Raw genomic sequence first — 25,842 nt, 5'->3', positions numbered from 1 at the left:
TCTGTCACGGTTTTTATTAAAGCGCTTTCCTATCTCGGTTGTGGTTGAATGAAATGGTAAAGGAGGCAACCACTATGAGTGAGGATATGCTTTCCGGGTTACTTCGGAGCATCCGCCTTCGCGGGGCGGTGTTTTTCAATGTTGAATGTCGTGGCGCCTGGGTGACTGAAGCGCCGGACTCAGCGCTGATTGCCAGCGTCGTCATGCCTGCCTCCGAGCACCTGATGGAATACCACGTCATTCTGACTGGTACTTGCTGGGCGGGCATCACGGGCGAACCACCTTTCGAGCTGAACGCCGGGGACGTCATTCTCTTTCCCCACGGCGATCCTCACGTTATGTCCAGTGCGCCCGGCTTGCGTTCCCAGCCCGACCTACCCTCACTGATTGCCGCTCTGAAACAGATGGTCGATTTACCGTTCATGGTTTGTCTGAATGGCAACAGACGCTTCCAATCCGCTATTCCTCAAACCGAAGCCACCTCCTCTCCGCCCGTTGCCAAGCTACTTTGCGGCTTTCTGGGTTGTGATCGCGGCCCCTTCAATCCACTACTTCGGGCCTTACCGCGAGTCATTGTTGCCCGTGCCAGCGAATTATCAGATATCAACTGGGCGGGCCAGCTCGCCAGGCTCGCAGACCCCGAATCGCGCGTCGGCCGGTCGGGGAGCGAGGCCGTCCTTGAACGGATGAGCGAGATGATGTTTGTAGACCTGATCAGCCTGTACCTCAGCAATCTGCCGCAAGGTCAGACCGGTTGGCTCGCAGCCCTTCGTGATCGAAATGTAGGCCAAGTTCTAGGAGCGATGCACAGTCAGCCGGCGGAAGCCTGGACCCTTGCGAAGCTGTCGGACCAGGCTGGTCTCTCACGTTCGGCCTTGCAGGACCGGTTTGTTGAACTGGTCGGTCAGCCCCCGATGCAATATCTGAGATGCTGGCGAATGCAGGTGGCATCCAACCTGTTGATGGAAAGCAACGCGAAAATAGCCACCATTGCCCACGAAGTGGGTTATGAATCAGAAGAGGCCTTTAGCCGCTCCTTCAAGCGCGTCTTGGGGCAATCTCCTGCGGCCTGGCGCCATGGGCGATCCTCCCAACAACTCCGGTAGTTCAGTCATAAACGTCGGACGAATGATCATTCTGTCCCAAGGGTAATCCCAGCACACTAAACACGTCGGCTGCGCACCAGTACAGCAGCTCAAAACCTCTGGGATTTATGGGAGAACGATCATGGAAGCGATCCAGGTTTTTGATGAAAACAAACTCAACGCCTTTGTGGGACAGATACTTGGCGATCTTGGCGGTGCCTACAGTGCGGCGTTGGTCAAAATTGGTGACCGGCTGGGGTTGTACCGGGAACTACAGAGTGGCGGGCCTGCCACCTCGACCGAGCTGGCCGAACGAACCGGCTATTCTGAGCGCTACCTGCGCGAATGGCTTTCCCACCACGCGGCGTCCAACTACCTGGACTACGACCGGACAACCAAACGTTTTCGGTTGTCACCGGAACAAGCCATGGTATTCGCCGACGAAGACAGTCCGGTGTATATGATTGGCGGCTTCGAAAACGCCTTCACCACCCTTGAAAACGAGCCCAAGGTCAGCGAAGGGTTCCGTACCGGTGAAGGGGTTGCCTGGGGCGATCAGGCCCACTGCATGTTCTGTGCGGTCGCCAAGTTCTTCCGACCCGGGTATAACCACAACCTGATACAGAACTGGCTGCCAGCTTTGAGCGGCGTAGTCGAGAAACTGGAAGTGGGTGCAAAAGTGGCGGACATAGGCTGCGGCCATGGCCATTCCACCCTGCTGATGGCAGCGGCGTTTCCAAACTCAACATTCATCGGGTACGACTTTCACGGCGGCTCTATCAATGCGGCAAATGACCATCGTGATGAGCACGGCCTGGACTCTGACCGGGTGAGGTTTGAACAGGCTACTGCCGACGACTTCACGGAGGGTGATTTTGACTTGATCACCTGCTTCGATGCCCTTCATGACATGGGAGATCCAGTGGGCACAGCCGCTCACATTTCCCAAAAGCTCAAGTCCGATGGCACCTGGATGGTGGTTGAGCCTATGGCAGGAGACGAGCTGACTGAAAATTTCAACCCGGTCGGACGTTTATTCTATGCCGCATCAACCACGATCTGCGTTCCAACCTCACTGGCGCAAAAGACGGGCCTTGCTTTGGGCGCCCAGGCTGGCGAGCGCAAGCTGACAGAAGTAATCAAAGCGGGCGGTTTTCAGACGGTGCGCCGGGCGACGGAAACACCCTTCAATATCGTTCTGGAGGCGCGTCACTGAGAAGAGCGTTTGATCCCCGTGAAGAACAATTCTCGGGGATTCTCTGCGCGAAAGTAGGCATAGAGCTTCATGCAGTGCTGATCTTTCAGGACATCGACCTTAGTGCCTCTATCTTCCAACCGCGTTTCAGTGCCAGAAGCGTCCTAAAACCGCCCCTGAGGTGAGGGTGTAGGAATGTCCGCTTTTGTTCAAGACTTTTGGAAGCTCGGCCTGGTCGCAAAGCGATCCTTCATGTTTTGAAACATCTGCAGCGAGGCACTGACAAGACACAATTTTCTCAGTTACTCGTTGCGGATAAATCTCGTTTTTGAAGAGCATCCTCGATGCCACCTTCATTGATGACATTGCTGTAGCCCAATGCTTCTAGGGTGTTTTTGGCAACTGCTGCTCGCCCGCCGCGTGCACAATAGAGGTGAATCTCTGTTTCTTTATCAGGAAACATTTCTGCTACGCGAGTTCCAACATCGGTATGAGCAATCAAAAAATCACCGTCGATATGAGCTTTTTCATATTCAGCTTTGGACCTGACATCTATCCATACCGATTCTCCTGCAACTATCGAAGAAAACGTAACGAGCGCAAAAAAGATCATCGCCCGTTTAGCGTGCCTCAAACAATTCACATTCAAGATTTGCACGAAATATCCCTCCAATGTCAGGGCTTCACCGCTGATTTTTGTCGCTCGGACTCCCATTACATCGCAGACGGCCAACGCCGTCTAAGCGAGTCGCAAAGCCAACGTTGAGATTTGGTGTACCGCTGAGCTAGATGCGCCTGCAGCCGCAGAGAAAAAATCGTAACGCAGCCCCAAATTTTATTATCGTTCCACTCAATCATTACAGCAATGTCGATTTAATGTATTGGATGAATTGCAAATACACTATGCTCTTGGCCGAGGAAGACAACCGCTAAGACTTCAAAGACACCCAAAGCCCCTGATCAGGAACCTACTGTGAAACTACTAAAAATTACAGCTGCCGGCCTGCTGGTTGCTCTGCTTTCTTCGACCTCCTATGCTGATGACTCCGAGAACCGATCAGTGGAAGTTTTTAAACAGGTTCTTGATGACGGTAAGGTTGACCACGTCCAATACGACCTGAACGAGCTTGAAGCAAGGATAGAAAACAGCCAGCGAGAACGCATGCGTGAAAAGGCAAGAAAAGCAAATGAAGAGGGGCAAGGCGAAGGCTCAGTGAGCTCGGAAAACGCAGACCTAGAGGGCGCTTCTTCGGGCGACTAGTGTCAGGCGGCAATCGTCTCTCATTCTGGCCCGCTCCCAAATGTTCTTTTTTTAAGGAGTTTGGAAAGCTCGGCCCGGTCGCAAAGCGATCTTTCATGCGGATAGGTCACGATTTCAACTGCGAAAAATCAGCGCCTTTTTTGGCTGTTTGCAGCAACAAAGTAAAACACGATCGCCTTAACGGGCGCGGTTTTCATATTACTGGCCGTGTTGGAGTTTTGCTCCGCGGGTGCAACCGCCCGCCCGACAGTGCTGGGTCAATCGGTTAGCCTGGTCGTTCGAGAAATTTATAGAATATGCCGACGCCAGATGTACGTTGGTTCCCTGGTTATATTGCTAAGCTGGGGCGTTTTTTGTGCAATTTTGCCGTCAGCTTCTTTTTCTGGCGCTACTTAAATGGCCTGTTGAGCTACAGATTCAGCTTGAGCATTCTGGCGGGCGTGCCAGAATCGGTGTGGGTGACAGACTGCGCTGACGTGGGGCAACGAAGCGCGAATTAGCAAGAGCAATCGACCTGGCCAAATAAAGTGGTCCATGTCTAGCACCTGGTTCTGAGGCAGTTTTTCTACAGACTGCATTTCGTTCGTTTTATCGGGAGGTTAGAACATGAGCCGTTGGATTGGTCTCGCATTCCTGGCTGCTGGGGCAGTCAACATTCTTGGCATGCTGGTGATTTCGCGTGGTTTCACCAATGACGTCCTAGCAATTGCCGACCCCCATGTATTCTCGACTTTTGGGCAGGCAATGATTGTGGTTTGGGGCATGGCGTACATCTCCGTTGCTCAGTCATGGAGAATGGTGCCATGGCTTTGCTTCGTATTCTTTATCGAGAAGATGTTCTATGTCGGTGTATGGTTCATGTGGTGGGGGAGTTCCGCCGATCAATTCGCTTCTATTCTGGAGCAGGATCGCCTGACCGCGTTCTTTATCGCAGGGTACGGTGTAAACGACTTAGCGTTTGGGTTGCTGTTTCTGTTCGCTGGCGTTCTTGCCAGGCGTTACAGCGTGTCCGCTGAGTAAGCACAAGCGATGGGAGTGAAGCAGCTTTGTTGGCGAGCGGGTATTTGAACGATGCCAAGCGAAACCTCGCCCATTCTGTTAGTGGGTGCAAATAGTCAAATATTCATAGGTCCTTTGGGTCGTGGGCGACGGCACTCCCATGGAGCCAATGTTGCCCTGGTCGCTCTCGAGAAACCTCTTATGTTGAGAGCGGGGGCCGACCAGCACTGGAGCGAATACGAATCAACCCTCATCCCCGCTGGAACGGCCCATGAACTGGACCCTCAGCAGGGCTGGTGTGCAGTTATTTACAGTGATATCCACGTGCCACGCTGGCAGGCGATGCAGCCTTGCCCAGGTCAACCACCGCTGAAAGGTTTGGCAGAATGTGATGGGCTGAAGAGTTCGCTTCAGAAATTGATCCAGGCGCAAACGCTCGATGCCGACTTGCAAAATCAGCTAAGCGCTGCACTCACAAAAAGTCTGGGCACCGCTCCGAAAAATTTCAACCGCATGCAGCAAGCGTTACGAGCTCATCTTCAGGAACATGGTGAGCTTAATCTCAACGCATTGGCCTCCCATATGAATTTATCCTCGAGTCGGGTGCAGCACCTTCTTATGCAGGATCTGGGCTTGAGTTATAAACGCCTGCAACACTGGGTCCGCTTTCGAAGTGCGATGCAGGAAATCGAAAACATGCGTTCATTGACCGACGCGGCACTAGAATGGGGCTTCAGTGATTCATCGCACTTCAGCAATGCTTTCAGGACTATGTTCGGCATCAGTGCGAGAGAAGCCGGCATTACGGGCGACAGACTCCGGCTTTGGCCGTTAACCGAGTAGTTTTTAGCAGATTTTTGCAAGTCAGCAATGTATGACTCAGGGCATCATCGACACTCAACGTTAAGAGGTCATGAGCCATGCTTAAGAGTCAATTACTTAACCCACTTTTCATATATGCACTTCTTACTGCCGGCTTGGTCGGTGTTGTATTCACGTATCGGACTGCATTGGTGCTAATGCGCCGATCTGCCGCCAATTCGTGGCCTCGCTCAAAGCCTAAAGCCGAGCCATTGCTGATACAGCGAGCCCACGATGCGCATAAAAATTGCGTTGAAACCTTTCCGTTGTATTTGGTGGCCTCACTTTTAATCGCAAGTAATAGTGACGTTCTTCTGGATTGGGGGGGATGCATATCCTGGTTGGTTGGTATGCGTCTATTGCAATCTACAATTCACGTCATCGGCACACAACCGACATTGGTATTCACCAGGGGGCTTTTGTACGCCGGACAGTTGTTGGGCTTGATGCTCCTTTCACTGGCAGGAGTAATGGCATGAACATAGATACCGCGGCTATTCAAATGCAAACCCGTGTTGGGGATGTGAGTCACAATTTAGAGCTAACCGAAAAAATGATTCGAGAGGCAGCGAAGAGCGGCGCTCGGCTAATTGCCCTTCCTGAATTCTTTACGAGTGCAATTACTCCCGATGAACGCCCCTATGCCGCCGTTTTGGGTGCGCACAACACAGCTGTCAGCTTGTTGCAGCGATTGGCCAGCGAGCTTGATATCTGGATAGGTGGATCGCTCCTCCAGGAGGATCACGGCGAAATATACAACCGCTATGTCTTCGCCGAACCTAACCATCGTCTCCATACCCATGACAAGGACATACCCACCATGTGGGAAAATGCCTTCTACGTTGGTGGAAATGATGACGGCGTAATGCAGTCTGACCTCGGCGTGGTGGGTGCCGCCGTTTGCTGGGAGCTGATACGCGAACAAACCATTCAGCGTATGCAAGGACGCGTGCAGGTCGCAATGACCGGTACACACTGGTGGACAGTTCCCAGCAACTGGCCGGGATTGAGCCACAAAAGCGTGCTTTTGGGTACCCTGGCAAGACGCAATGCTCAGTTGAGCCAAAACGCGCCATCAGAATTTGCCAAACGCCTTGGCGTGCCTGTCCTCCAAGCGAGCCATTGCGGGCAGTTCTCTGGCCGCTTCAAGCTCCTACCTGGACTAGAGACGACGTTGCCGTACACCACACATTTCGTCGGCGCGACTCAGATTGTTGACGCTGACGGCAACGTCTTAGCCAGTCGTCACACCGACCAAGGTCCCGGCATCGTGTATGCCACCATCAAAATCCAACAGCCCTCGCTCACTGATGGACATACAAACGACCGCTTTTGGGTTCCTCGCTTGCCATGGCTAATGCGTCGTTACTGGGACCAGCAAAACTGGGCGACAAAACCAGTCTACGCCAAAAAAGGCCGACAGCTGGGACTGGCTGCGGCTAAAAGAAACTCCCTCAAATAAACGCAGGATAATAACGATGACTAATTTACCGAGTGCAGATTATGTAGCCTTGCTTTCCGCCGGCATCTTTTTACTGGTTGGAATGCTGACAGGTATTTGGAAGTACTGGCACATGATGCGAAGCAAAGATGCCACAGCACCCACTTATGTGGACATATGTCACCGCACTGCTTTGATGTATGCCTTCGCCTGCATAGTGCTTCAACAACTTGCTCTCCATAGCAGCTGGTCGGCGGGGGTGAATTTAGCAGCAGTCGCCATCCCGATCCTTTGGTTTGCCTCAGCAGTATTTACCTATGCAGTCCATGGCTGGCTAAAAGATACTGACAATCAACTACGACGTCCCCATCGCCTCGGTGGAATCACCATCTCTGGCAACATCATCCGTACATATATGCTAATGCTTATTCTGGGCGAGATCGGGGGAACGGCGATACTTGTGGCCGGTGTTCTCGTGTAGTTGCCCTCGCCAGCTTGATCTCTTTTGCGCACGAGAGACGGCTGGCCATCGACGGTCGTAGCTTTTCTCTGCAGCTTCGTTAACAGTCAAAAGGACAGTCCCGGTGGATTTACGAGATCGTTTTCTAATTGAACACCCCGTACTTCAGGCAGGAATGGGCGGCGGAATCGCTGGTGCAGATTTGGCAGCAACGGTTACAAATGCGGGCGGCCTGGGAACGGTAGGCTTTGCGCCACCACAGGATTTTGATCGTGAGATTTCACGTACTAAAGCCGAGACTGAGGGTAAGACTTACGCGGCAAACTTGTTGCTGCCGCTTACGTTACGGGCACATGTTGATTCTCTGTTGCAGCACAAGGTTCCGATCGTCACGATGTTTTATGGGTTTAATGCCTCGGTCATGCGCGCAGTCAAGGATTCAGGTGCTCTTGTTATCTATCAAATAGGCAGCGAAGAAGAGGCGGCGCGTGTAGTTGCTGCTGGGGCCGATGCTCTGATTGTTCAAGGCGTAGAGGCCGGCGGCCACGTTCGAGGTAAAGAGCGACTCACTTCTATCCTTCCCAAAGTTCGTGCTCGTTTTCCCGACACTCCTGTAATTGCTGCTGGTGGAATTTACGACCGTCAATCAGCGTCCAACGCAATCGCAATGGGAGCGGATGGTGTTGCAAGCGGCACTCGTTTTTTAATGACTAATGAGAGTGGCGCACATGCTGCCTACAAAAACCTTCTCGTAACGGGGAGCGAAACTACAATCACAACATTGTTTGGTTTGGGCTGGCCGGATCCGCACCGGGTTTTAATAAACGAAGCGGTCAAACGTTGGTGCAACGATCATGGCGACCCGCAGAGAGCCATACGGATTCTGAACTGGCTAACGCAGTTTGGCTCGAAATACTCACCGCCCAGTGTGCTCAAGAAGCTGGTACAGGCACAGCGAGTGGATCGACCGTTATTTACGCCCATGCTTGCCGAAGCAGGTATGAGCGAACCACTGATGGAAGCCCTGGCTGCTTACGCTGGCGAATGCGTAAGTGAGATAGACACGCTCGAGCCTGCAGTGTCTGTAGTGGAATCCCTGGCGGCCGGTTGTTGACGGCGAACGAATCTCTGCAGACGGCATTAGACAATGCAAGCCATTTTTGCTGTTGCATCAACAGGCGTGGCCTCAACTCAGACACTGTTGCCAAAACTGAATGTTCGCTTTTGTTTAGCTCGGGTCGCAAAGCGAACGTTCGTGTAAGGCGGTCGATGTCAATGGCATGGCCTCTGCTTGAGTCTGCGGGGGAGCAGGCGTTGCGAGGCTGACACCTGCGCTCGGGATTACTTTGTGTCGCTGTTGATCGGTGCGAGAGCTACACTCTTCCATATAAGCACTATTCGATGCCTCTTAACTGAGTGTCGCCAGCGTTTGTGTCCACGTCAGGTCTGGAAAGTCCGTGGAAAGGGCCGGTGTAATCTCCCCCACAAGAAGGCAACTTGGCGATGAACCAGAATTATCTGTACGAAGCGGTGTTTCGTGAAATCCTGCATGAAGTACACATCTGGCAGCTGGTGCGAGACGACACAGGCCGGATAAAAACCTGGCGGCTGCTAGATGCTAACCCATGCGCGCTGAGGAACTGGGGCAAAACACTTGCCGAGGTGCGAGGCAAAACTACCGACGAGATATTTCCGGGTGTAGGGGCCACCGAAATGTTCCTGCCCATCGTCGAAAAAATTTTCAGGGAAGGTAAACCCTACTTCTGGGAAACCTATTTCGAAGGTACGGACCAGACCCTCCAGATGTCCAGCATTCCCCTCGACGACCTGTTTATCAGCACAGGCATCGACGTTTCATACATCCGAAGGTCAGAAAGAGCATTAACTGAGTCACAGCAGCGACTTGCCATCGCCACCGGCGCCGCCCATATCGGCATCTGGGAATACAATATCAACTCGCGGCAGCTGGTCTGGGACGACAGTATGTATCAGATTTACGGCCTTTCGGCTTCAACGAAGGAGCTGGCCTTTGAAACCTGGCAACAATCCTTGCACCAAGAGGACGTTAAAGAAGTAACCCAGGCAATGGAACACTCAATCACGAACGAGCGCGATTTCAAGAGTGAGTTCCGAGTTATCGATCGAGAAACCGGCCGAACCAAGCACATCCTTGCCGATGCGGTGTTTAGAAAGGGGAGTAACGGCGAATCTGACAAAATGATCGGGGTCAACATCGATATTTCCGACCGCAGACGAGCAGAACAGCGAATTGAAGTGCTTTCCTACTTCGACACCTTGACCGGCCTGCCTAACCGGTCAATGATTGAAGACCGTCTGAACCAGTCTATTGCTCTAAGTGAGCGCACCCAGAACTATAGCTCCCTGCTGATTATCGATATCGACAACTTTCAAAAAATCAATGACATGAAAGGTCATGCCGTTGGCGACGAATTGCTCAAAGCCCTTGCCAATCGTGTCAAAAAAGAAATTCGAAAAGCCGATACCTTCGGCCGCTTCGGGGGGGACGCCTTCGTTATCATCCTGAACAACCTGGACAAGAACATAAAAGCGTCATTGAAGTTTTCGGAGCATTTTGCCCAGAAGGTGTGTGACATCATAAGCGCCCCATTCGAGTTGTCGGAGGGTAGGCAAACCATCAACGTCAGTTTTGGCATCAGCCTGTTCAAGAACGAACCGTCGCCCCACGAAATCCTTCGTCAGGCGGATCTGGCAATGCACAAGGCAAAAGAGTCCGACCGGAACCGGATTCAGTTTTATGACCCCCAAATGCAAAAGCTTTTCCTGGATCGAGTAGAGATCGAAAACGAACTACTCGCGGCAATCAACGAGGGGCAGATTGAACTTCATTATCAGATTCAGATAAATGATAGTGGAAGAGTCAGGGGTGCCGAGGCCTTGGCGCGCTGGCAGCATCCGGAAAAAGGCACCATCCCACCCTCAACGTTCATACCCGTTGCCGAAGAGACCGGAATGATAAAGGAACTGGGGGCCTGGATTTTCAAAACGGCTTGCCACGACCTGAAAGAGCAGATTCAGCAACATGTGGATGATGACTTTGTTCTGGCCGTCAACGTTAGCGGCTTCCAGATCTTTGACGAAGACTTTGTCGAAGCCATTCAGAGTCACATCATCAAAAGCGGCGCGCCAGCATCGCAGTTGAAAATCGAAATCACCGAAAGCGTGATTATTCACGATTCAGAGACGATGCATAAAAAAATGTTGGCGCTGAAGGACATCGGCCTCAAATTCTCTCTGGACGATTTTGGCACCGGTTTCTCGAGCCTGGTCAATCTGAAACGACTTCCCATCGATGAACTGAAAATAGATCGGTCGTTTATTCAGGATATTCTGTCAGCTCCCAACAGCACCGCCATCGCCCGATCTGTCATTGCACTCGCAGAGTCGCTGGATCTTGATGTCATTGCCGAGGGAGTGGAAGAGAGTAGGCAGCGTGACTTGCTCAAAGAAATGGGCTGCACTGCTTACCAGGGCTACTTTTTCAGTAAACCGCTACCACTGCTCGATTTCCTTGCCTTGGTCAAAGAACGGACCGGCCGCTGACTTCACAATCGTCAATGCAATACTAATGTGGGTGTACGCTTTTGTTTCGGGTTTGTTGAGCCAGACCTGGTCTCACAGCGTGCATTCAGGCGCTTAGACTAACGCGCTCCGTTGGAGAAATTTGGGCTCGTTTCAGGAGTGCCTGCATTACCGAAGGTGTGACGATAGTTGCCGTGTAAGTGCATGGGTACCTTCATGCAGTGGTGTGTAACACTCAATAAACAGAACCGATTAAACCGCCTTTGCAAATTTGACTGCAATCTGAGAACCGAGGCGAACGAGATGCATCCACAGCCGCAGATAGAGTGGCTTACTCAATAACGATCGCTGCTTCGCATCGTCTCTGTGGTGAACCTCCTCCAATCGACAATATTCAAATCCAGCCAACACTTTTATCTCAGACTCGCGCACAACCTGAGGTTTGAGCACTTTTATCTGCTCGCGATAGTGCTCATCCACAAATGTCTCAACTGCTTCAATTGTCGCGAAGACTGCACGATTTCCAACGAGCGCTGGGATCCAACCTGTCAAAAATCCTGCAAATCGCCAAAGTGGTAGCAACATGCTCGGACGATAACAACATTGTAGGTCTTCGAAAAACTTTAGGTGCTCGGTTTCTGACTTCAGATGAGCCAACGCAAACTGACGCATTTCTGCGTTAGGGCGCGTCGCCAGTATGCCCCTGTAAATCCAACAGGCACCAGTCTCGCCGGCATGGCTACACCTCAACTCCCGCTGAAATCGGACACTCACTCCAGTGGTTTCGAGATGCCTTAGCTGGGTTTTATCAAGCATTAACTCTGACACTTACCGCTCCCGATACTGGCCACTTATAAACATGACAGCGGGGCTAATCCCGCCATCCGGGTATTCGTTCATCCAAGAGAACAACCACAACAGAAACCTCGGTCTCGCTTAGTGCATGTCTGTGATTGAAGGCGTCGAGCAAGTCGGCGGTTGTCTCCTCTCTGAGCCGTCGCTCGTAGTCGTGAATATTGAGACTCTGAAGTGCAGCCAGGCTCTGTGCCGACAAAAGTACCGTGATAACCGATGCCAACAGCAACAGTGTTGCTGCTGAAAATGCGAACGGCGCATCAATCAAGAAGTTCACGTCACTGTATGCGTACACCAGCACGCAAGGCACCGCGACTAAACCCATCATCACGCCTAGCCATTTCATACCAGTGGCCCGAACCAGTCGATGATCCTGGAAATCTCTCAGACGGGGGAAGGAACGTTCAGAAGCTTGATACCTATGATCCATTGCTTGGCACGATTTACGCAGTTGACGTATAAACCATTACGACCGATGACCCGTTCTGGGTTAGCACTCGTCATGCCAATGGATGACATACTTCTGCAGGATCCCCGCATCACCGATTTATGCTGTAGCGATACCTTGAACCATTCAGATAGAGCGAGATTTCGCTCGCACCCCAAAACAAAAAAAGCCGCGCTTGTAGGCGCGGCAACACAAAGGATCCAGACATTTAGCATGAGACGGTGAAAAATACGCTTACGGAGGTCCGACGGATTAAAAAGTTTTGTTGAACGAGCAGCCGTAGCGCGAAAAGCAACAAGGCTTTAGTCAGAGCTCCCCTCTAACACCTCAAGATCATGAGGGTTCTACCCCGTTACTGCGGGCATTCCCAAAGAGAGGCTTGACTTACTCCGATACGCATAACGCACCCCAGGGTCAGGAGGATTGACAAAACGCACGATTCCCTATCACCGGTCGAAATTGGCCAAGGTGTAATCCGTCATCGCAGCTTCGACTGCGGTTTTTATCGTTTGAAGCACGGCGTCAGCCTCCTTAGATGCAAACATCTCGCCGTAGTCTTTAACATAAAGCACCGTCGAGTCGGAGTCCTCGCTACCGAACTGAATGGCGAGGGAAAAGACGGAAGTTTGGTCGACGTTGAGGCATCTGACGCTGACACTCAGGTGGACTTCTCCGCGGCGCCCTGGCTTTGGCTCAACTTCCGATCCCTTGATGACGCTTGCCACGGCGTCTTTTAGCTCGCGCTCCGTAATCACGCAGGCATCTCCCTTAAAACCGGCAACGTAGTCCAGGATGTTGGGATCAGCCTTTTCAAGAGCACTCATGTACCAGGATGGCGGGAAACCACCATGGGCCGCGCTGGTGACCAGGAGCAGCGCAAGCACGCATAAACTCAGTCGGGAAAACATCATTGAGCTCCAAATTTTAGACAGAGACTGATTTTTTAACCAGCAGCTCGCCTTTAAGCAAGCCCGCCACCTTGATGAAAACCTTTACGTACCCCGGAAACCTCCGACCACCAGATCAGCTCCCCACAATCTTGCTCTGGACGAATCAGGCGTGCCCACCATCATATCGTCGAAAACGTCCTACACGGCTTTGACATACAGCTCATAGCCCTCCCCGAGGAAAACCTTGGCCACAAGGCTACCTCTGGGGGTTTAGTACCAGACAGACTATGTGTCAGTCCGGGCACTCAATATCAGGCGCTATGTGCGATTGTTTTTGCCTACAAGCTTGCGCTGAAACGGGAATGTTTACGGGAGGACATGTTCAGGTCCTCAGCTGCACCTCTGATTTGCTACCTATAGTCATGGAGCCGCCCAATGTAATCGAACACATTATTTTGTATTTCGTTGGCGACGCCATTTGATCGCTCACCAGTTATCAAGAAAGCTTGTTTCCTTACCATTTCAGGGTGAAGAAAATGGGTAATTGATGGCGCTCCGAGGGTTCGCTTTTGTTTAACGCCGAAACTGGGAGCAGAGTCATTGCAGACAGCCCCCGGAAACCTGAGAGCTAGAAAATTCTGGCTGACTGGGCGGCCTGAACCATGGAATCCGACTGCTTTACTCGGAGGGCGGCAAGACGATGGTGTCGCCTTCTTCGATCACTCCCGTGCCGACGTTCTCTCCGTTCTGGAACCATTCAAGTTCATTCCCGCTTATCTGTGCTGCATAACAGCCGAAGTCAGTCCCCGGGTAACAGACACCCTCGGCTCTGATTTCATAATTTCCGCCGCCAAAAGCATCTTTGTAGGTGCCGTCTGCCGCGAAGTAGCTTGAATAGACGTCGCTGCCCATACTGCCTTTAAAGGTATTGCCGACCAGTGCGACTCTGACCTCGTCAGCGCTGGAGGCGCCAAGCGCGACTCCAGAAAAAACACATGAAACTGTAGTCGCCAAAGCCAAAACGCTGTTTTTGAGAATACGCATACTCAACTCCTGTTGATCGCCAATGTTCTGTTAATTACGGGGCCCCGGTTTAAAGGGCTCAAACGGATATGGATGAGCGCGATATTCCACCCTATATTTGTGGCAATGACAGACCCAATCGACAAAGAAAAACGCTGCTTCCACAGCGGCGGGCGCATTCTTCTCGCCTTTGCCAGCCAGACTGGCACTGCAAAAGCCCTTGCAACACGGATTTATGAACACAACTCATCCATGTGCGATCTGGTAAATCTGGCTGAGATTGCACCCGAGACGCTGGAGCAATACGGGCGCCACATTTTTATTGTCTCGACATTTGGTGATGGAGAGGCGCCCACCGAAGCACGTCCCTTCGCACAGGCGCTCGAGCAGTCGAGCATCAATCTGGACCAAGTAAAATTTGCGGTGCTGGCTCTGGGTAACAGGCAATACTCAGACTTTTGTGGTTTTGGTAAACATCTGACCCAACAACTGCTTCGTCAAGGCGCGGACCCGCGAGTTCCGACCACCGAATTGCATCGTAATGACGCCGCCGTGTTCAGCCATTGGTGGCAGAAGCTGTCGGAAACCTTTGGCATCGCGTTGGAACCCGATATAAGCGACTGGGAAGTTGCGACCGTGATGGATACGGAGGAGCGAAACGAGTCAGCGCTCGACCTCGTCTTTTATATTCAGTGCCTGGAGCACGAGCAGGCGACGGCTCTTCGCTTTAAGCCCAAACGAAAAAATCCAGAATTCGAGCCATTTGTCGCCGAGATCAACCCGGCCCCCTCGAGTCCCTTTACCCGCATCCGAATCACCACGGACCATACAAAGGTCGATAAGAGCGGAACAGCCAAACTACTGCTGTCTGCACAGCCAGGCGATAAATGGCACGTTCAGGTGAAAGACTCAAAAAATGGCGACTGAGCGGCTTCTTTGGGCAAATCGAGAGGGCGTTGGCTTAGGCTCAGTAAAGGCTAATCGCGTTCGTTGCGAAATCAGACGCAGAGGTCGCGAAGCGAACATTCAAGCGGCTGGAGCAATACTCTCCCCCCGCTGTATTAAGCCTCTTTTTTAGGAATGTTCGCAGCGACAGGGCGGAACCCGAGGCTTGCCGAATAGAGGAGGTGTGTCAGGGTTAATTTGATACTCATACAGAAATCTAGCGTATCAAACCACCATGTTAATAAACTCATCAGTTCCATGATGAAGACTGTGGTGAAGAATATGACAGCACAACATCGCGTCGCTTGGCGGTCCTTCCCGACAGGCCCCGTGACAGCAGCGTATAAACGCATGGTGGATGTGGGGGAGGTGCGACGAGATGACGCGCAGGTCGCTCTGGCGGCAAAATTCGATGCCCTGCACGAGTCTCTTACCTCGCTCCCACCAGTACCAGTACGCAGCGACGAACCGACAGAGGGCAGCTTTAAAAACAGCAGTCCACTGTTACGGTTACTGGCGCGATCCTTGGCACACGCTCAGTCTTTTCTTCGAAAGAAGTTCCATTTGTGGTCTTTTGGTCCACCACCGCGAGGCATGTACATTCATGGACCTGTCGGGGTCGGCAAGAGCTTTCTAATGGATCTCTTTTACGCGTCGGTTTCTGTTCCTGATGATAATTCTTGCTGTACTAATGACAGCCACAAACACATAAACATAACCAAACGCCGCGTCCACTTTCATGAGTTCATGCTAGACGTCCATCATCGCATCTTTGCCTACAAACAGGAGTACCCACGAGGCGATGCGATTCCCATCATCGCGCAACAATTGGCACAAGAAGCCCAACTCCTCTGTTTCGATGAATTTCAAGTGACAGACGTTGCCGATGCCATGATTTTGAAGCGACTGTTTTCATTATTATTGGATTTGAATGTGGTGGTAGTGGCTACCTCGAATCGCTCTCCCGATGCCTTGTATGAGGGAGGCATTAACCGCTCCCTCTTTTTGCCATTCATAGACATGTTAAAACACACATTCGACATTATTTCCATGGAGGATTCCAGCAAGGATTATCGACTTGAAAATCGAGCGGATGGTCAATCCTATTTTTGGTCAAACAAGAAAGTTCATAGTGATAATAATAGTAAAAACAACATGCAAGCGCAGTTGGAAAAAATATTTGGTAGCGCTGCATCCGGAACTGAGGCCGAGATCATTCCCGTCCTTTTTGGTCGCACCGTCCAGGTGACCCGATTGAATGACCGGTGCGCCTGGTTTGACTTTTCCGAGTTGTGCTACCAACCGCTCGGGGCGGCCGATTATATTTCTCTCTGCCGCCGATTTCCGGTCATCATCATGGAGCGCGTCCCCCAACTGGACGCCAATCACCTCAACGAAGCACGACGATTCGTGACCCTCATTGACGCGTGTTATGAATCTCGCACCCGCTTGGTGCTGGCGGCACAAGTCCCGCTCGACGAGTTGTTTGTTGATTTTGAAGCGCAAGTCGAAAGCAGCGACGGAGATGAAGAATTGATTGTCAATGAAAAGGGAGGAAACTCAAGTTCCTTTGCGACCACCATGATTCGCACCAAAGAGGGAGAATATTATGAGTGGTCGGCGACGGGTCGAATTGGCGTGTCGCTGGCACAATTATCGTCTGCCAATGATCTCGCCTTTTCCTTTCGACGAGCCGCTTCTCGGTTGGTTGAAATGGGAGGAAATGAATGGGGACGGCAATGACTATGTGATCCGGTCGGCCCACCCGCCCGGCCTCGCGGTAGATGCTATGCTGACGCAGGATTTCTTGTCGACGAGTCCAGGTAGTCCATCAGATCGGCGCGGGTCATGGGGCGGGCATACAGATATCCCTGCAAACCAGTCAAAGACTTTTCGTGAAGTATGCGAGCCTGGAGCTCAGTTTCTACACCCTCTGCAATAACTTCCAAGTGGAGGCTTCTTGATAGTGCAGCCACGGAATCCACGATGGCTTCTCCGGCGGCTGTTTGTCCCAGCTCGCGAATAAAGCTTTTGTCGATTTTCAACTGATCCACGTCCAAACGGTGCAGATACGCCAGAGACGAGTAGCCAGTGCCAAAATCATCAATTGCGAACCGAAATCCCCGCTGCCGCAAAGCCTGCATCTGCTGATAGGTTTCCTGTTGTTGGCCCATCAAAAGACTTTCGGTGATTTCCAGGGTAAAGCGGTCTGCCGTCAGGTCATACTTTGCCAGGAAAAAATCGAGACGTTCGGTGAGCTTGTAGTTTTGGAGCTGGAGCGGGCTGATATTGATGGCAAGCCGAAAGGCTGGCGGCAATCGATCTTTCTTGCGCAATTCTGCGAGCATCTGGCAGCTCTGTTCGAACACGATATCCTGAAGCTGATAGATCAATCCTGCCCGTTCCGCCACCGGGATAAACGCATCCGGGGGGATGGTGTCTTCTTCCGGGTCAAACCAGCGCAGCAATGCCTCTGCGCCGAAAAGGGCCCCGTCTGGTGTCAACTGAGGCTGAAAGTAGGCCGCAAAATCCATGTTCCGAATGGCGTGAACCATCCGACGCTCCAGATCAAGGCGCCGGTCAGCCTCCCGTTGCAGCGATTCTTCAAAGAACGCGACTCGATTGCCACCATGACGCTTGGCTTCATACATCGCGGCGTCTGCTTTGCGTAGCAGGTCTTCTGTTTTCAATCCGGGCTTGTCGGCCAGGGCTATTCCGACGCTGACGCTGACGCTGTAGGCATGGCCCTGACTTTCCAGGGGTGCATTGAAGCAATCGAGTATCCTATGCGCCACTGCTGTTGCGGATTCGGCCAGCTCATCCTTACCTGTTAAAGGCTCGCGCAACAACACAATGAACTCATCCCCACCCAGACGCGCGACTATTTCCGAACGGCGCGTCTGATCCTCAAGCCGCCGTGCAACCTGCTGGAGCAGCAAGTCACCCTGTTGGTGTCCCAGGCTGTCGTTGATGCGTTTGAAATCATTAAGATCGAGGAACATCACTGCGCCGCTGGCGTGGCCGCGATTCACCTCTTCCAGTAGCTGTTCCAGCTGTTCCTCAGCATGGCGGCGATTGGGTAAGCCGGTAAGCGCATCGAACAACGCCAAGCGGGCAGCGTTTTCTTCGGCGCACTTGCGGGTCGTGACTTCACGGGCCATCCACAAGACATAGGAGTCATCAAGACCCTCGGTATAAAAATCATCGACGATCGCGGTTCTGCCCTCGAAAACCCGGCGCTCGCCTTCCGTCACAACTTCATACTCGAAAATCTGCATCTCCCCGGTCGCGAGGGTCTCGCGCGCTACCGTCATCACCTCTTCAGCGAGTTCGGGGGCGAACAGGTTTTCTATTGACTGGCCCCATAGTGTCTCTGATGGTGCCATCAGCTCGAAGGTATCACCGCAAAAATCAATATAGTGACCTGACAGATCAAGCACGATAGCCACATCCGGGATTACCTGCATGACAGCACTCAGCCTCGCGTTTATCTTTCCCAAAGCTGCAGTAAGCCGGGACTGCTGTTCAGCCAGCCTGTAATGATCAATGACAAGCAGTGCGAGGGCAGAAAAAGCCTGAATCAGGTACAAATGCAAGCGTGAGGGAGAGCGCTGGTCAGGATAGTAAATGGCAAAACTGGCGAGAACCGTGCCGTCGGAAGCAATGATAGGATTTGACCAGCAGGCGCCCAGTCCGTTGAACATGGCCAGATCCCTAAAGTCCTGCCAAAGCGGATCGGTCGCGATATCGGTTACCACCACCTGCTCTCGACGAAAAAGTGCGGTGCCGCAAGAGCCGATGCCTTCACCTATCGTCACTCCATCGATAGCCTCGCAGTAGGCCTCCGGCAGGCTGGGAGCGGCGCAGTGTTTAAGTCGTTGGCCATCAAGCAACAAAATGGAGCAAAAGGCGCTGTCGTCCTTCAGAGCTTGTTCTATCTCGCGGCAAAGCAAGTCCATGCTGGAGACCAGACCATCGCCACGAATAGCTCTCTCCAGAACCTTTCGCTGGATCTGGTATATGGCCAACCTCTGGGATTCGTCTAATTCGCTCTCGTCCATGCAAGGACCTTATTTTGATAGCTTCGGCTTTACCTCGACCCCAAATTCTATTGCATTTAATCGCCAGCATAAGCTGGCGCGGGACATCGCTTAACGGTTGTCGCTTAACAAAGCGTCAAAGCGGCATTGCAACCGGATGAAACACGGCAGATCGTTTGAACTGTCCTATGTAACTATGGCTCAGGGCATGCCTATACGCCACTCGAATGCCTGTATCAGTTTCTCCGCAGACTAGAGTTTTCCGCCTGCAAAGGGGCCTGGCAAACCCGGGTCGCTTGATAGCAATTCGAACACATGGTCCGGTAATGTCTGGTTGAGTTCATCCCGGGCCCGCTGTTGCAATAAACCGGGTTCGGCAGCGGATATCTTCACCGGCCAGCGTTTCTTCGCCAACACAGTCTCCTGGTACTGCAGCATCAGCTCGTAGGAGCCACGCAACCAGAACCAGCCCTGCTGTTCACTGACCGGCGCCAGATCGGAAAACCCGCGTAGTACATAATCTGACTGCGCCACAGTCTTCACGCCAAGCCTGGTCAGGGCACGCTGTAGCTCTGCTTTCACCGATGGATCATCGGCCTGAACCGTGATCGGCAGGGTGCCCAACGCATTGCGAATCAGGGTGTCCACCGCCGCCTGGTCGTACTGACCGGTAACCCCCTGGCCGTCGGCTACAATGATCAGATTCTCGTTGAGCTGATCTCGCTGAATCTGGGCGCTGCGGGCACGTTTCAAGGCGTTGAGGGCGGATATCGGATTGTTAGCGGTAACACTGGCGTAGCGAATCAGATCCTTGATCTCGCGGTCGGAAGTCAATATGGACTGGCGGAAGCGGCTGGCGGCAGGTTGTTTGGCCAGCACAGCCAGGGCGTGAACCCGTCCTGGATTATTGTTATCGTCCCAGTACTCAACAACCCGCGCACCTTGCAGTACCTGTTGGGTCTCAGTGCTCACCGCGCGGGTAACCCTTTGTTCGTTGGTAATCTGCAACTGCCCCGGCCCGGCATTCATCTGAGCACTGCTAAAGTCTGTCGAGCGTTCCTGGACGCTCACTTCAAATATCTTGGCCAGGTTGCTGATCGCCCGATCCGATGCCCTTTGCCGGTCATCGGCTGATCCCGTCGCCGAAAGATGCGTGGCCGCCGGATAGGCCGATTCAGGGTTATTCAGCCACTCCGGTCTATCAGGTATGGAGCTACAGGCAGTCATAGCCAGAACACTCAACACAACCAGCAAACCGGCCAGGGTCTTTGGCTGAATCAAAGATGAACTGAATGCAGGTCTATTGTTCATTAGGCTGTCCTTCGATAGATTCCAGGCCCTCATAGGGCGGATAACTGAGCAGGCGATTATTCAGACTGGTTACCAACACGACACCGTAATGGCGTGAGCCAAGCTTGTTCAGCGCTGGTAACTCGACGTTCTTGGCGACGATCCCGACCGAGGCATCCAGAGGCGTCACCAGCCGCGCCAACTGGATAGACGAGGGCAGCATATTCCAGCTACGCACATCGGCCTGCTCTGACAGCAAACCGGCAATATTGGCCAGGAAACCGCCAAGTTCTCCACTTTCTCTCGCTTTCCTGACCATCTGGTATTTGGTAATTGCCCGAACGGTCGCCGCAGCCATGGTTTTTGCACTCTGCTCCGCAAGGTCTTCACGCGCCCGTTGTTCGATCATTTCTATCACTTCGGTATTTCTGAGGTCTCCGGCTTTGATCGAAAGATGCCTGGTCTGGTAACGCGATGGCGGATAATGAGGCATGACGATGCTGATCTGCGCCTCCAGATTCGGATCAAACACCAAAAGGCGGGTTTCGGTTTTATTGGTAACCACACCATCGTGGTAAAACACAATCCATTCGCCTTCATGAGCCCCGGGCAATGAGGCCTCGCGGCCAAACTCACTGACGTATCGCTGATACTCTTCATCGTTACGGTTTTCATTGTTTCGGCGCAAGCTGACATGCAACAGGCTGGTAGCCAGGGCCTCAGGAACCTTTTCTTTACGAGCCCTGATGATCTGGTGCGCCCGGCGATAGCTGATCATGGCATCATCGAGTTCACCGTTCATTTCGTAAACCAGCCCTGCTAAAAAGCGCACGCTTGCCAGTTGCCCGCTGACAGACTCCGTGTCTCCCAGCTGACTCATGGTGACATCCGCCTGCAGCATTTCGACCCGCGCGCCGTCCCGGTCGCCACTGAACAGATAACCCATGGCCAGCATGGCATGCACCAGCACCTGTTCACTTGGCGTTCCGCCATAGCTGCGAAGCGTCTCGTTGGTCGTCAGGGCACCAAAGTTTTCGGACAGACTGACCGCCTTCAGAGACATCATGATCGCCTTGGCCTGCTCAAGATCCTGTCGGCTACCGGCCAGGTCTCCGGTGTAGAACTTCAGCAGGCCCCGATTCAGCAGGTACTGGCTTCTGTCACGGTCTGGCGGATCAATGTCTTCCAGTTTTGCCAGGGTCTTTTCAGGGCCTACCGCCGGCAGCTCTGCCGAAAGCTGATTGATTTGCCAGGAGGTGCATCCCTGCAGATACAACAAGCACAGCAACACCACTGGACTCGCCAGAAACCGGAACACATGCATCTCGCCAATCACGGTCTATCTGTCATCCAAAAGCAGACTAATAGCGGATGGACGGGTTTTTAATCAGCTTCTTGATTTTCTTCTGACCCAGCCAGACCTTGCGGTTGTCGGCCATGCTGATCAGGGTAAGGTCGACCTGATAGAAACGCACCTGTTGTTTGCCCTCGGCATCAATGATGGTGTTGATCTGTCCGGTCAGCATGAAATCTGCGCCCAGCTCCTGACCTGCGGCGTTGCGGGTATCATCCCGGGCATTCAGATCCTGATCGAGGCGCTCATCACGTATTTCGCCACGCTCGTCTTTCGACGCGACAAAATCCACGCGCCCGGAATTGACCAGTTCACGCTCCATATCGGCGACAAAGGTTTTCAGGTTGATGTGTTCATGGCTCAGGTTACGAACCGTGCCCACAATCACCGCAGGCCGCTCACCGCTTCGGGTAGTAAAATCAGTGATCCAGGGTCGGGACAGGACATCCTGAATCATCTCCTGGGCCACCAGCCGTGAATCGCTGTCATTCCAGGCGCCGCTCAGATCAATCGTGCTGTCACTGTCTACCCGCTCAACTGATGTTCCGCAGCCGCTGAACAGCAGGACTGCAAAAATAACTACCCAGATTTTCATTACTGTTGTCCTTGCACGAATCGTTCGAAGTTGGCGTTGGCCTTGCCAGAATAAAACGCCTTGAAATTATCAGACAGCTTGCTGGCCGTTTGGATAGAGTCGTCCAGCGCCTCCATATCCATTTCCGCGAAGGAAAAGACATTGCCAGTGTTGCTGTCTTTCCAGCGCGCCTTGATTCTGACGCCGTTCAGCGCCGTTCTGGTTGAACTGACCAGGGTCTGTTCGATACTGCTGACGGCCGAATCTCCTGTGCTGGACGAATAGTCGCTCAGGGTGCTGTCGACATAGCTGGAGACTACCCGCGCAACCTCTGCTCGGGCCCTGCTGTCTGCTGTAGAGATCTGCAACGACTGATTGTTCAGGGGCGGTGCATAGGCAACCCCCTGAATATAGCGACCGTCATCGTCGTCAACAGCCTGGGTGCCTTCATTAACCCAGTCAGGGGCACCTGATATGCCCATATCGCTTTCAAGGGTTTCTCTGCTGCTGCAAGCAGCCAGGCCGGCCAGAACGGTCAGGATCATGGCGGCCGATAGTGAACGCTTCAACATAGGTGTTTTACTCCTGGCGCTTGTGCCGTAAATACTTGATGTCGAGAATAACCTAAGTTCCGGTTTCAATCATCAAAGCTAGCGTTATGGCGGTTACTCAGCCTCAAGGAATGAGGGCGCACTCATCAATTCCCAGAGGCGGGTCTGAGATGTAGATGAAGCCTCGAGAAAAGTCAGGTCAAAGAATCAAGTCTCGCAGAGAACGGAAATGATCAATCAATCCCGGACCGTATTTTAAGATTTTCCTTGGCCGCAACGGGCGGAATGTCATCGTTGAATGTGTGAGGCCGGTATCGATTAGAAACCGGCATCGTGGCCGGTGGCTAGACCGTCAGGTGCTTCCTGATAAGTTCATCTGTCAGACCCGCAATCTCGTCTTCTGCAACTCTCCTCCCCCGATCCAGAATCGCAAACCGATCTGCATACTTCCGCGCAAACGGCAACTTCTGCTCAACCAGGAGAACGGTGAGTCCATCCTCCTCAATCAGCCTACGAATAACCTCGCCAATCTGCGCCACAATATTCGGCTGAATCCCCTCCCCCGGCTCATCCAGAATCAACAGCCTGGGCTCAATCACCAACGCCCGCCCAATGGCCAGTTGCTGTTGCTGCCCACCAGACAGGTCGCCACCTCTGCGGTGTTTCATTTCCTTCAGCACCGGAAACAGCTCATACACCCGCTCGGGGATTTTCTTGCTGCCATCCTTACGCACCGCCAGGCCGGTGCGCAGGTTTTCTTCCACGGTCAGTAGCGGGAATATCTGCCGGCCCTGGGGCACGTAACCAATGCCCAGTCTTGAGCGGTCTTCGATTTTCTTTTTGGTGAGCTCCACGTCCTGCGCAAATTCGATGCTGCCGGTTTTAGTGGTTTCCTCGCCCATGATGCATTTCATCAAGGTGGTTTTGCCCACGCCGTTGCGGCCCATTACGCAGGTGCACTGGCCCTGGGGTACGTCCAGGTCCAGATCCCAGAGGGTGTGGCTTTCGCCGTAGTATTGGTTGAGCTTCTGGATCTTCAGCATTACGCCTCCTCCCCGAGATAAACCTTGATGACTTCCGGGTCATTGGACACCTGGTCCATGGTGCCTTCGGCCAGCACGCTGCCCTGGTGCAGCACGGTGACCTGGCGGGCGATGGAGCGCACGAAGCCCATGTCGTGCTCCACCACCACCACGGACTGCTTACCGGCCAGGCTGGTGAGCAGTTCGGCGGTGCGTTCCATTTCCTGTTCGGTCATGCCCGCTACCGGCTCGTCCACCAGCAGCAGCCGGGGTTTCTGCATCAGCAGCATGCCGATTTCCAGCCACTGTTTCTGGCCGTGGGAGAGGATGCCGGCGGGCTTGTCCCGCAGTTGTTTCAGACCAATCATTTCCAGCACTTCGTCGATGCGGTCGCGGTATTCCGCTTTCATGATGGCAGTCAGCGTGGGCCAGATGCGCTTGTCGGCGGCCATGGCCAGTTCCAGGTTTTCGAAAACGGTGAGGGCTTCAAACACGGTGTGTTTCTGGAACTTGCGGCCGATGCCCAGGCTGGCGATGTCCGGCTCGTTCATGGTGAGCAGGTTGTGGCGGCTGCCGAACCATACCGAGCCGGTGTCCGGCCGGGTTTTACCGGTGATGATGTCCATCATGGTGGTTTTGCCCGCGCCGTTGGGGCCGATGATGCAGCGCAGCTCGCCGTCGTCGATGGTGAGATTGAGGTTGTTGATGGCACGGAAGCCGTCAAAGCTCACGTTGACGTCCTCGAGGTACAGGATCGGGCCATGGCGCACGTCCACCGGGGAGGCCTCGGGCGCAAGGAATTCGAACACCCGGTCACGGTTGCTCAGTTGCTCGAATACGCTCATGCGCTGGCCTCCTTCGACTGGGGTTTATAAGAGCCGTTTTCGGTCGTGTCATCGTCCTCCTGCTTGCGGCGTTTCTGCAGCAAACCAGCAATGCCCTTGGGCAGGAACACGGTCACCAGCACAAACAGGCCGCCGAGGGCGAACAACCAGGCGTCCGGCATCACGCCGGTGAACACGGTTTTGGCGTAGTTCACCAGGATGGCGCCGATCACCGCACCGTAGAGGGTGGCGCGACCACCCAAGGCAACCCACACCACGATCTCGATGGAGAACAGCGGCGAGAATTCGCTGGGGTTGATGATGCCCACCTGGGGCACGTACAACGCCCCGGCCACACCCGCCAGCATGGCGGACACCACGAACACGAACAGCTGCACCCGTTCCACCCGGTAGCCCAGAAAGCGGGTACGGGCTTCGGCGTCACGGCAGGCGATGCTGACCCGGCCCAGCTTGCTGGTGACGATGCCGCGGCAGATCACGTAGCCGACGGCCAGCGCGATGCCGGTGGCGATGAACAGCCCCAACCGGGTGGCGTCGGTGCGCAGGTTAAAGCCGAGGATGTCGCGGAAGTCGGTCAGGCCGTTGTTGCCGCCAAAGCCCATTTCGTTGCGGAAGAACGCCAGCATCAGCGCAAAGGTCAGCGCCTGGGTGATGATCGACAGGTACACCCCGGTCACCCGCGAGCGGAACGCCAGGAAGCCGAACACCAGCGCCAGCAGGCCCGGGGCCAGCAGCACCATGATGAAGGCGAACCATGCCATGTCGAAGCCCTGCCAGTACCAGGGCAGCGAGTCCCAGTTCAGAAACACCATGAAGTCCGGCAGCACCGGGTCACCATAAGTGCCGCGATCGCCGATCTGGCGCATCAGGTACATGCCCATAGCGTAGCCGCCGAGGGCAAAGAAGGCGCCGTGGCCGAGGCTGAGAATACCCAGGTAACCCCACACCAGGTCCACCGCCACCGCCAGCAGCGCGTAGCACAGGTATTTCCCCAGCAGGGTGACGGTATAGGCGCTGACATGCAGCGCATGGCCTTCCGGCATGATCAGGTGCAGCAGGGTGACCAGCGCCACCGCCGCGAACAGCACCCCGAGAAAGACCTGGGTGGAACGTTCCTGCAAAGGTCTTGTTAACCACATAGC

The 25,842-nt window shown here is 53.5% G+C and carries 25 protein-coding genes; 12 read left to right on the top strand and 13 right to left on the bottom strand.

Annotation, left to right across the window (positions count from 1 at the left end; genetic code table 11):
- Positions 1-74: 74 nt before the first annotated feature.
- Together R0125_RS02775 and R0125_RS02770 are read left to right on the top strand one after the other, a co-directional pair.
- Positions 75-1,106: an AraC family transcriptional regulator gene (locus R0125_RS02775; RefSeq protein ID WP_317237052.1), complete on the top strand. Its 1,032-nt coding sequence runs from the start codon at positions 75-77 to the stop codon at positions 1,104-1,106.
- 121 nt (positions 1,107-1,227) lie between these two features.
- Positions 1,228-2,301, top strand: a complete 1,074-nt coding sequence (locus tag R0125_RS02770) for a class I SAM-dependent methyltransferase (RefSeq protein ID WP_317237051.1) — start codon at positions 1,228-1,230, stop codon at positions 2,299-2,301.
- 277 nt (positions 2,302-2,578) lie between these two features.
- Here R0125_RS02770 and R0125_RS02765 read toward each other — a convergent pair whose 3' ends face one another.
- The gene (locus tag R0125_RS02765) at positions 2,579-2,938 is read right to left on the bottom strand and encodes a rhodanese-like domain-containing protein (RefSeq protein WP_317237050.1); all 360 of its coding nucleotides are present in this window, start codon (positions 2,936-2,938) and stop codon (positions 2,579-2,581) included.
- Between the two features lie 315 nt (positions 2,939-3,253).
- Between R0125_RS02765 and R0125_RS02760 the strand changes: the two genes are divergently transcribed.
- The 8 genes from R0125_RS02760 to R0125_RS02730 all read left to right on the top strand — a co-directional run bounded on the left by R0125_RS02760 (position 3,254) and on the right by R0125_RS02730 (position 10,884).
- Entirely contained in the window at positions 3,254-3,541 is a 288-nt protein-coding gene (locus tag R0125_RS02760) for a hypothetical protein (protein ID WP_317237049.1), read from the top strand.
- Between the two features lie 606 nt (positions 3,542-4,147).
- Positions 4,148-4,561, top strand: coding sequence for a hypothetical protein (locus tag R0125_RS02755; RefSeq protein ID WP_317237048.1), 414 nt, complete (start codon positions 4,148-4,150; stop codon positions 4,559-4,561).
- Positions 4,562-4,741: 180 nt separating this feature from the next.
- Positions 4,742-5,383: a helix-turn-helix transcriptional regulator gene (locus tag R0125_RS02750; protein ID WP_317237047.1), complete on the top strand. Its 642-nt coding sequence runs from the start codon at positions 4,742-4,744 to the stop codon at positions 5,381-5,383.
- Between the two features lie 77 nt (positions 5,384-5,460).
- A complete protein-coding gene (locus R0125_RS16590; protein WP_410797545.1) occupies positions 5,461-5,880 on the top strand; it encodes an MAPEG family protein in 420 nt (139 codons plus the stop codon).
- Positions 5,877-6,863 (top strand): carbon-nitrogen hydrolase family protein, encoded by a 987-nt coding sequence (locus tag R0125_RS02745; RefSeq protein WP_317237046.1) that lies wholly within the window; start codon positions 5,877-5,879, stop codon positions 6,861-6,863. The genes R0125_RS16590 and R0125_RS02745 overlap by 4 nt, the downstream gene beginning before the upstream one ends.
- A gap of 16 nt (positions 6,864-6,879) precedes the next feature.
- Positions 6,880-7,323 (top strand): hypothetical protein, encoded by a 444-nt coding sequence (locus R0125_RS02740; protein ID WP_317237045.1) that lies wholly within the window; start codon positions 6,880-6,882, stop codon positions 7,321-7,323.
- A 103-nt stretch (positions 7,324-7,426) separates the two neighbouring features.
- The gene (locus R0125_RS02735) at positions 7,427-8,416 is read left to right on the top strand and encodes a nitronate monooxygenase (protein WP_317237044.1); all 990 of its coding nucleotides are present in this window, start codon (positions 7,427-7,429) and stop codon (positions 8,414-8,416) included.
- A 389-nt stretch (positions 8,417-8,805) separates the two neighbouring features.
- Positions 8,806-10,884: a putative bifunctional diguanylate cyclase/phosphodiesterase gene (locus tag R0125_RS02730; protein ID WP_317237950.1), complete on the top strand. Its 2,079-nt coding sequence runs from the start codon at positions 8,806-8,808 to the stop codon at positions 10,882-10,884.
- Between the two features lie 231 nt (positions 10,885-11,115).
- Here the strand turns inward: R0125_RS02730 and R0125_RS02725 are convergent, their stop codons facing one another.
- From R0125_RS02725 to R0125_RS02710, 4 genes are all read right to left on the bottom strand, one after another.
- On the bottom strand, positions 11,116-11,691 hold the full coding sequence (locus tag R0125_RS02725) for a demethoxyubiquinone hydroxylase family protein (protein ID WP_317237043.1): 576 nt from the start codon (positions 11,689-11,691) through the stop codon (positions 11,116-11,118).
- Positions 11,692-11,734: 43 nt separating this feature from the next.
- The gene (locus tag R0125_RS02720) at positions 11,735-12,064 is read right to left on the bottom strand and encodes a hypothetical protein (protein ID WP_317237042.1); all 330 of its coding nucleotides are present in this window, start codon (positions 12,062-12,064) and stop codon (positions 11,735-11,737) included.
- Between the two features lie 548 nt (positions 12,065-12,612).
- Complete coding sequence (locus R0125_RS02715; RefSeq protein WP_317237041.1) at positions 12,613-13,077, bottom strand: hypothetical protein; 465 nt, start codon at positions 13,075-13,077, stop codon at positions 12,613-12,615.
- Positions 13,078-13,734: 657 nt separating this feature from the next.
- Positions 13,735-14,100: a hypothetical protein gene (locus R0125_RS02710; RefSeq protein ID WP_317237040.1), complete on the bottom strand. Its 366-nt coding sequence runs from the start codon at positions 14,098-14,100 to the stop codon at positions 13,735-13,737.
- Positions 14,101-14,172: 72 nt separating this feature from the next.
- On the opposite strand from R0125_RS02710, the gene R0125_RS02705 reads away from it, so the two are divergent.
- Positions 14,173-15,006, top strand: coding sequence for a flavodoxin domain-containing protein (locus R0125_RS02705; RefSeq protein ID WP_317237039.1), 834 nt, complete (start codon positions 14,173-14,175; stop codon positions 15,004-15,006).
- Between the two features lie 300 nt (positions 15,007-15,306).
- On the top strand, positions 15,307-16,767 hold the full coding sequence (gene zapE, locus R0125_RS02700; protein ID WP_317237038.1) for a cell division protein ZapE: 1,461 nt from the start codon (positions 15,307-15,309) through the stop codon (positions 16,765-16,767).
- Between the two features lie 44 nt (positions 16,768-16,811).
- On the opposite strand, the gene R0125_RS02695 is transcribed toward zapE, so the two are convergent.
- From R0125_RS02695 to urtC, 8 genes are all read right to left on the bottom strand, one after another.
- Positions 16,812-19,085 carry a putative bifunctional diguanylate cyclase/phosphodiesterase gene (locus tag R0125_RS02695; RefSeq protein ID WP_317237037.1) on the bottom strand — a complete coding sequence of 758 codons (2,274 nt, stop codon included), beginning with the start codon at positions 19,083-19,085 and terminating at the stop codon, positions 16,812-16,814.
- 231 nt (positions 19,086-19,316) lie between these two features.
- The gene (locus tag R0125_RS02690; RefSeq protein ID WP_317237036.1) at positions 19,317-20,375 is read right to left on the bottom strand and encodes an LPP20 family lipoprotein; all 1,059 of its coding nucleotides are present in this window, start codon (positions 20,373-20,375) and stop codon (positions 19,317-19,319) included.
- Positions 20,365-21,690 carry a hypothetical protein gene (locus R0125_RS02685; RefSeq protein WP_317237035.1) on the bottom strand — a complete coding sequence of 442 codons (1,326 nt, stop codon included), beginning with the start codon at positions 21,688-21,690 and terminating at the stop codon, positions 20,365-20,367. The genes R0125_RS02690 and R0125_RS02685 overlap by 11 nt, the downstream gene beginning before the upstream one ends.
- Before the next feature lie 25 nt (positions 21,691-21,715).
- On the bottom strand, positions 21,716-22,303 hold the full coding sequence (locus R0125_RS02680) for a penicillin-binding protein activator LpoB (protein ID WP_248182155.1): 588 nt from the start codon (positions 22,301-22,303) through the stop codon (positions 21,716-21,718).
- Positions 22,303-22,854, bottom strand: coding sequence for a hypothetical protein (locus R0125_RS02675; protein WP_317237034.1), 552 nt, complete (start codon positions 22,852-22,854; stop codon positions 22,303-22,305). Before R0125_RS02675 ends, R0125_RS02680 begins: the two co-directional genes overlap by 1 nt.
- 323 nt (positions 22,855-23,177) lie before the next feature.
- Positions 23,178-23,876 carry an urea ABC transporter ATP-binding subunit UrtE gene (gene urtE / locus R0125_RS02670; RefSeq protein WP_317237033.1) on the bottom strand — a complete coding sequence of 233 codons (699 nt, stop codon included), beginning with the start codon at positions 23,874-23,876 and terminating at the stop codon, positions 23,178-23,180.
- Positions 23,876-24,700 (bottom strand): urea ABC transporter ATP-binding protein UrtD, encoded by an 825-nt coding sequence (urtD, locus tag R0125_RS02665; protein ID WP_317237032.1) that lies wholly within the window; start codon positions 24,698-24,700, stop codon positions 23,876-23,878. Before urtD ends, urtE begins: the two co-directional genes overlap by 1 nt.
- Positions 24,697-25,839, bottom strand: a complete 1,143-nt coding sequence (gene urtC, locus R0125_RS02660) for an urea ABC transporter permease subunit UrtC (RefSeq protein WP_317237031.1) — start codon at positions 25,837-25,839, stop codon at positions 24,697-24,699. Before urtC ends, urtD begins: the two co-directional genes overlap by 4 nt.
- Positions 25,840-25,842 lie beyond the last annotated feature (3 nt).

It is taken from the genome of Marinobacter sp. M-5, assembly GCF_032911545.1.
Lineage (GTDB): Bacteria > Pseudomonadota > Gammaproteobacteria > Pseudomonadales > Oleiphilaceae > Marinobacter > Marinobacter goseongensis.
This window is presented reverse-complemented; position numbering and strand designations above follow the sequence as displayed.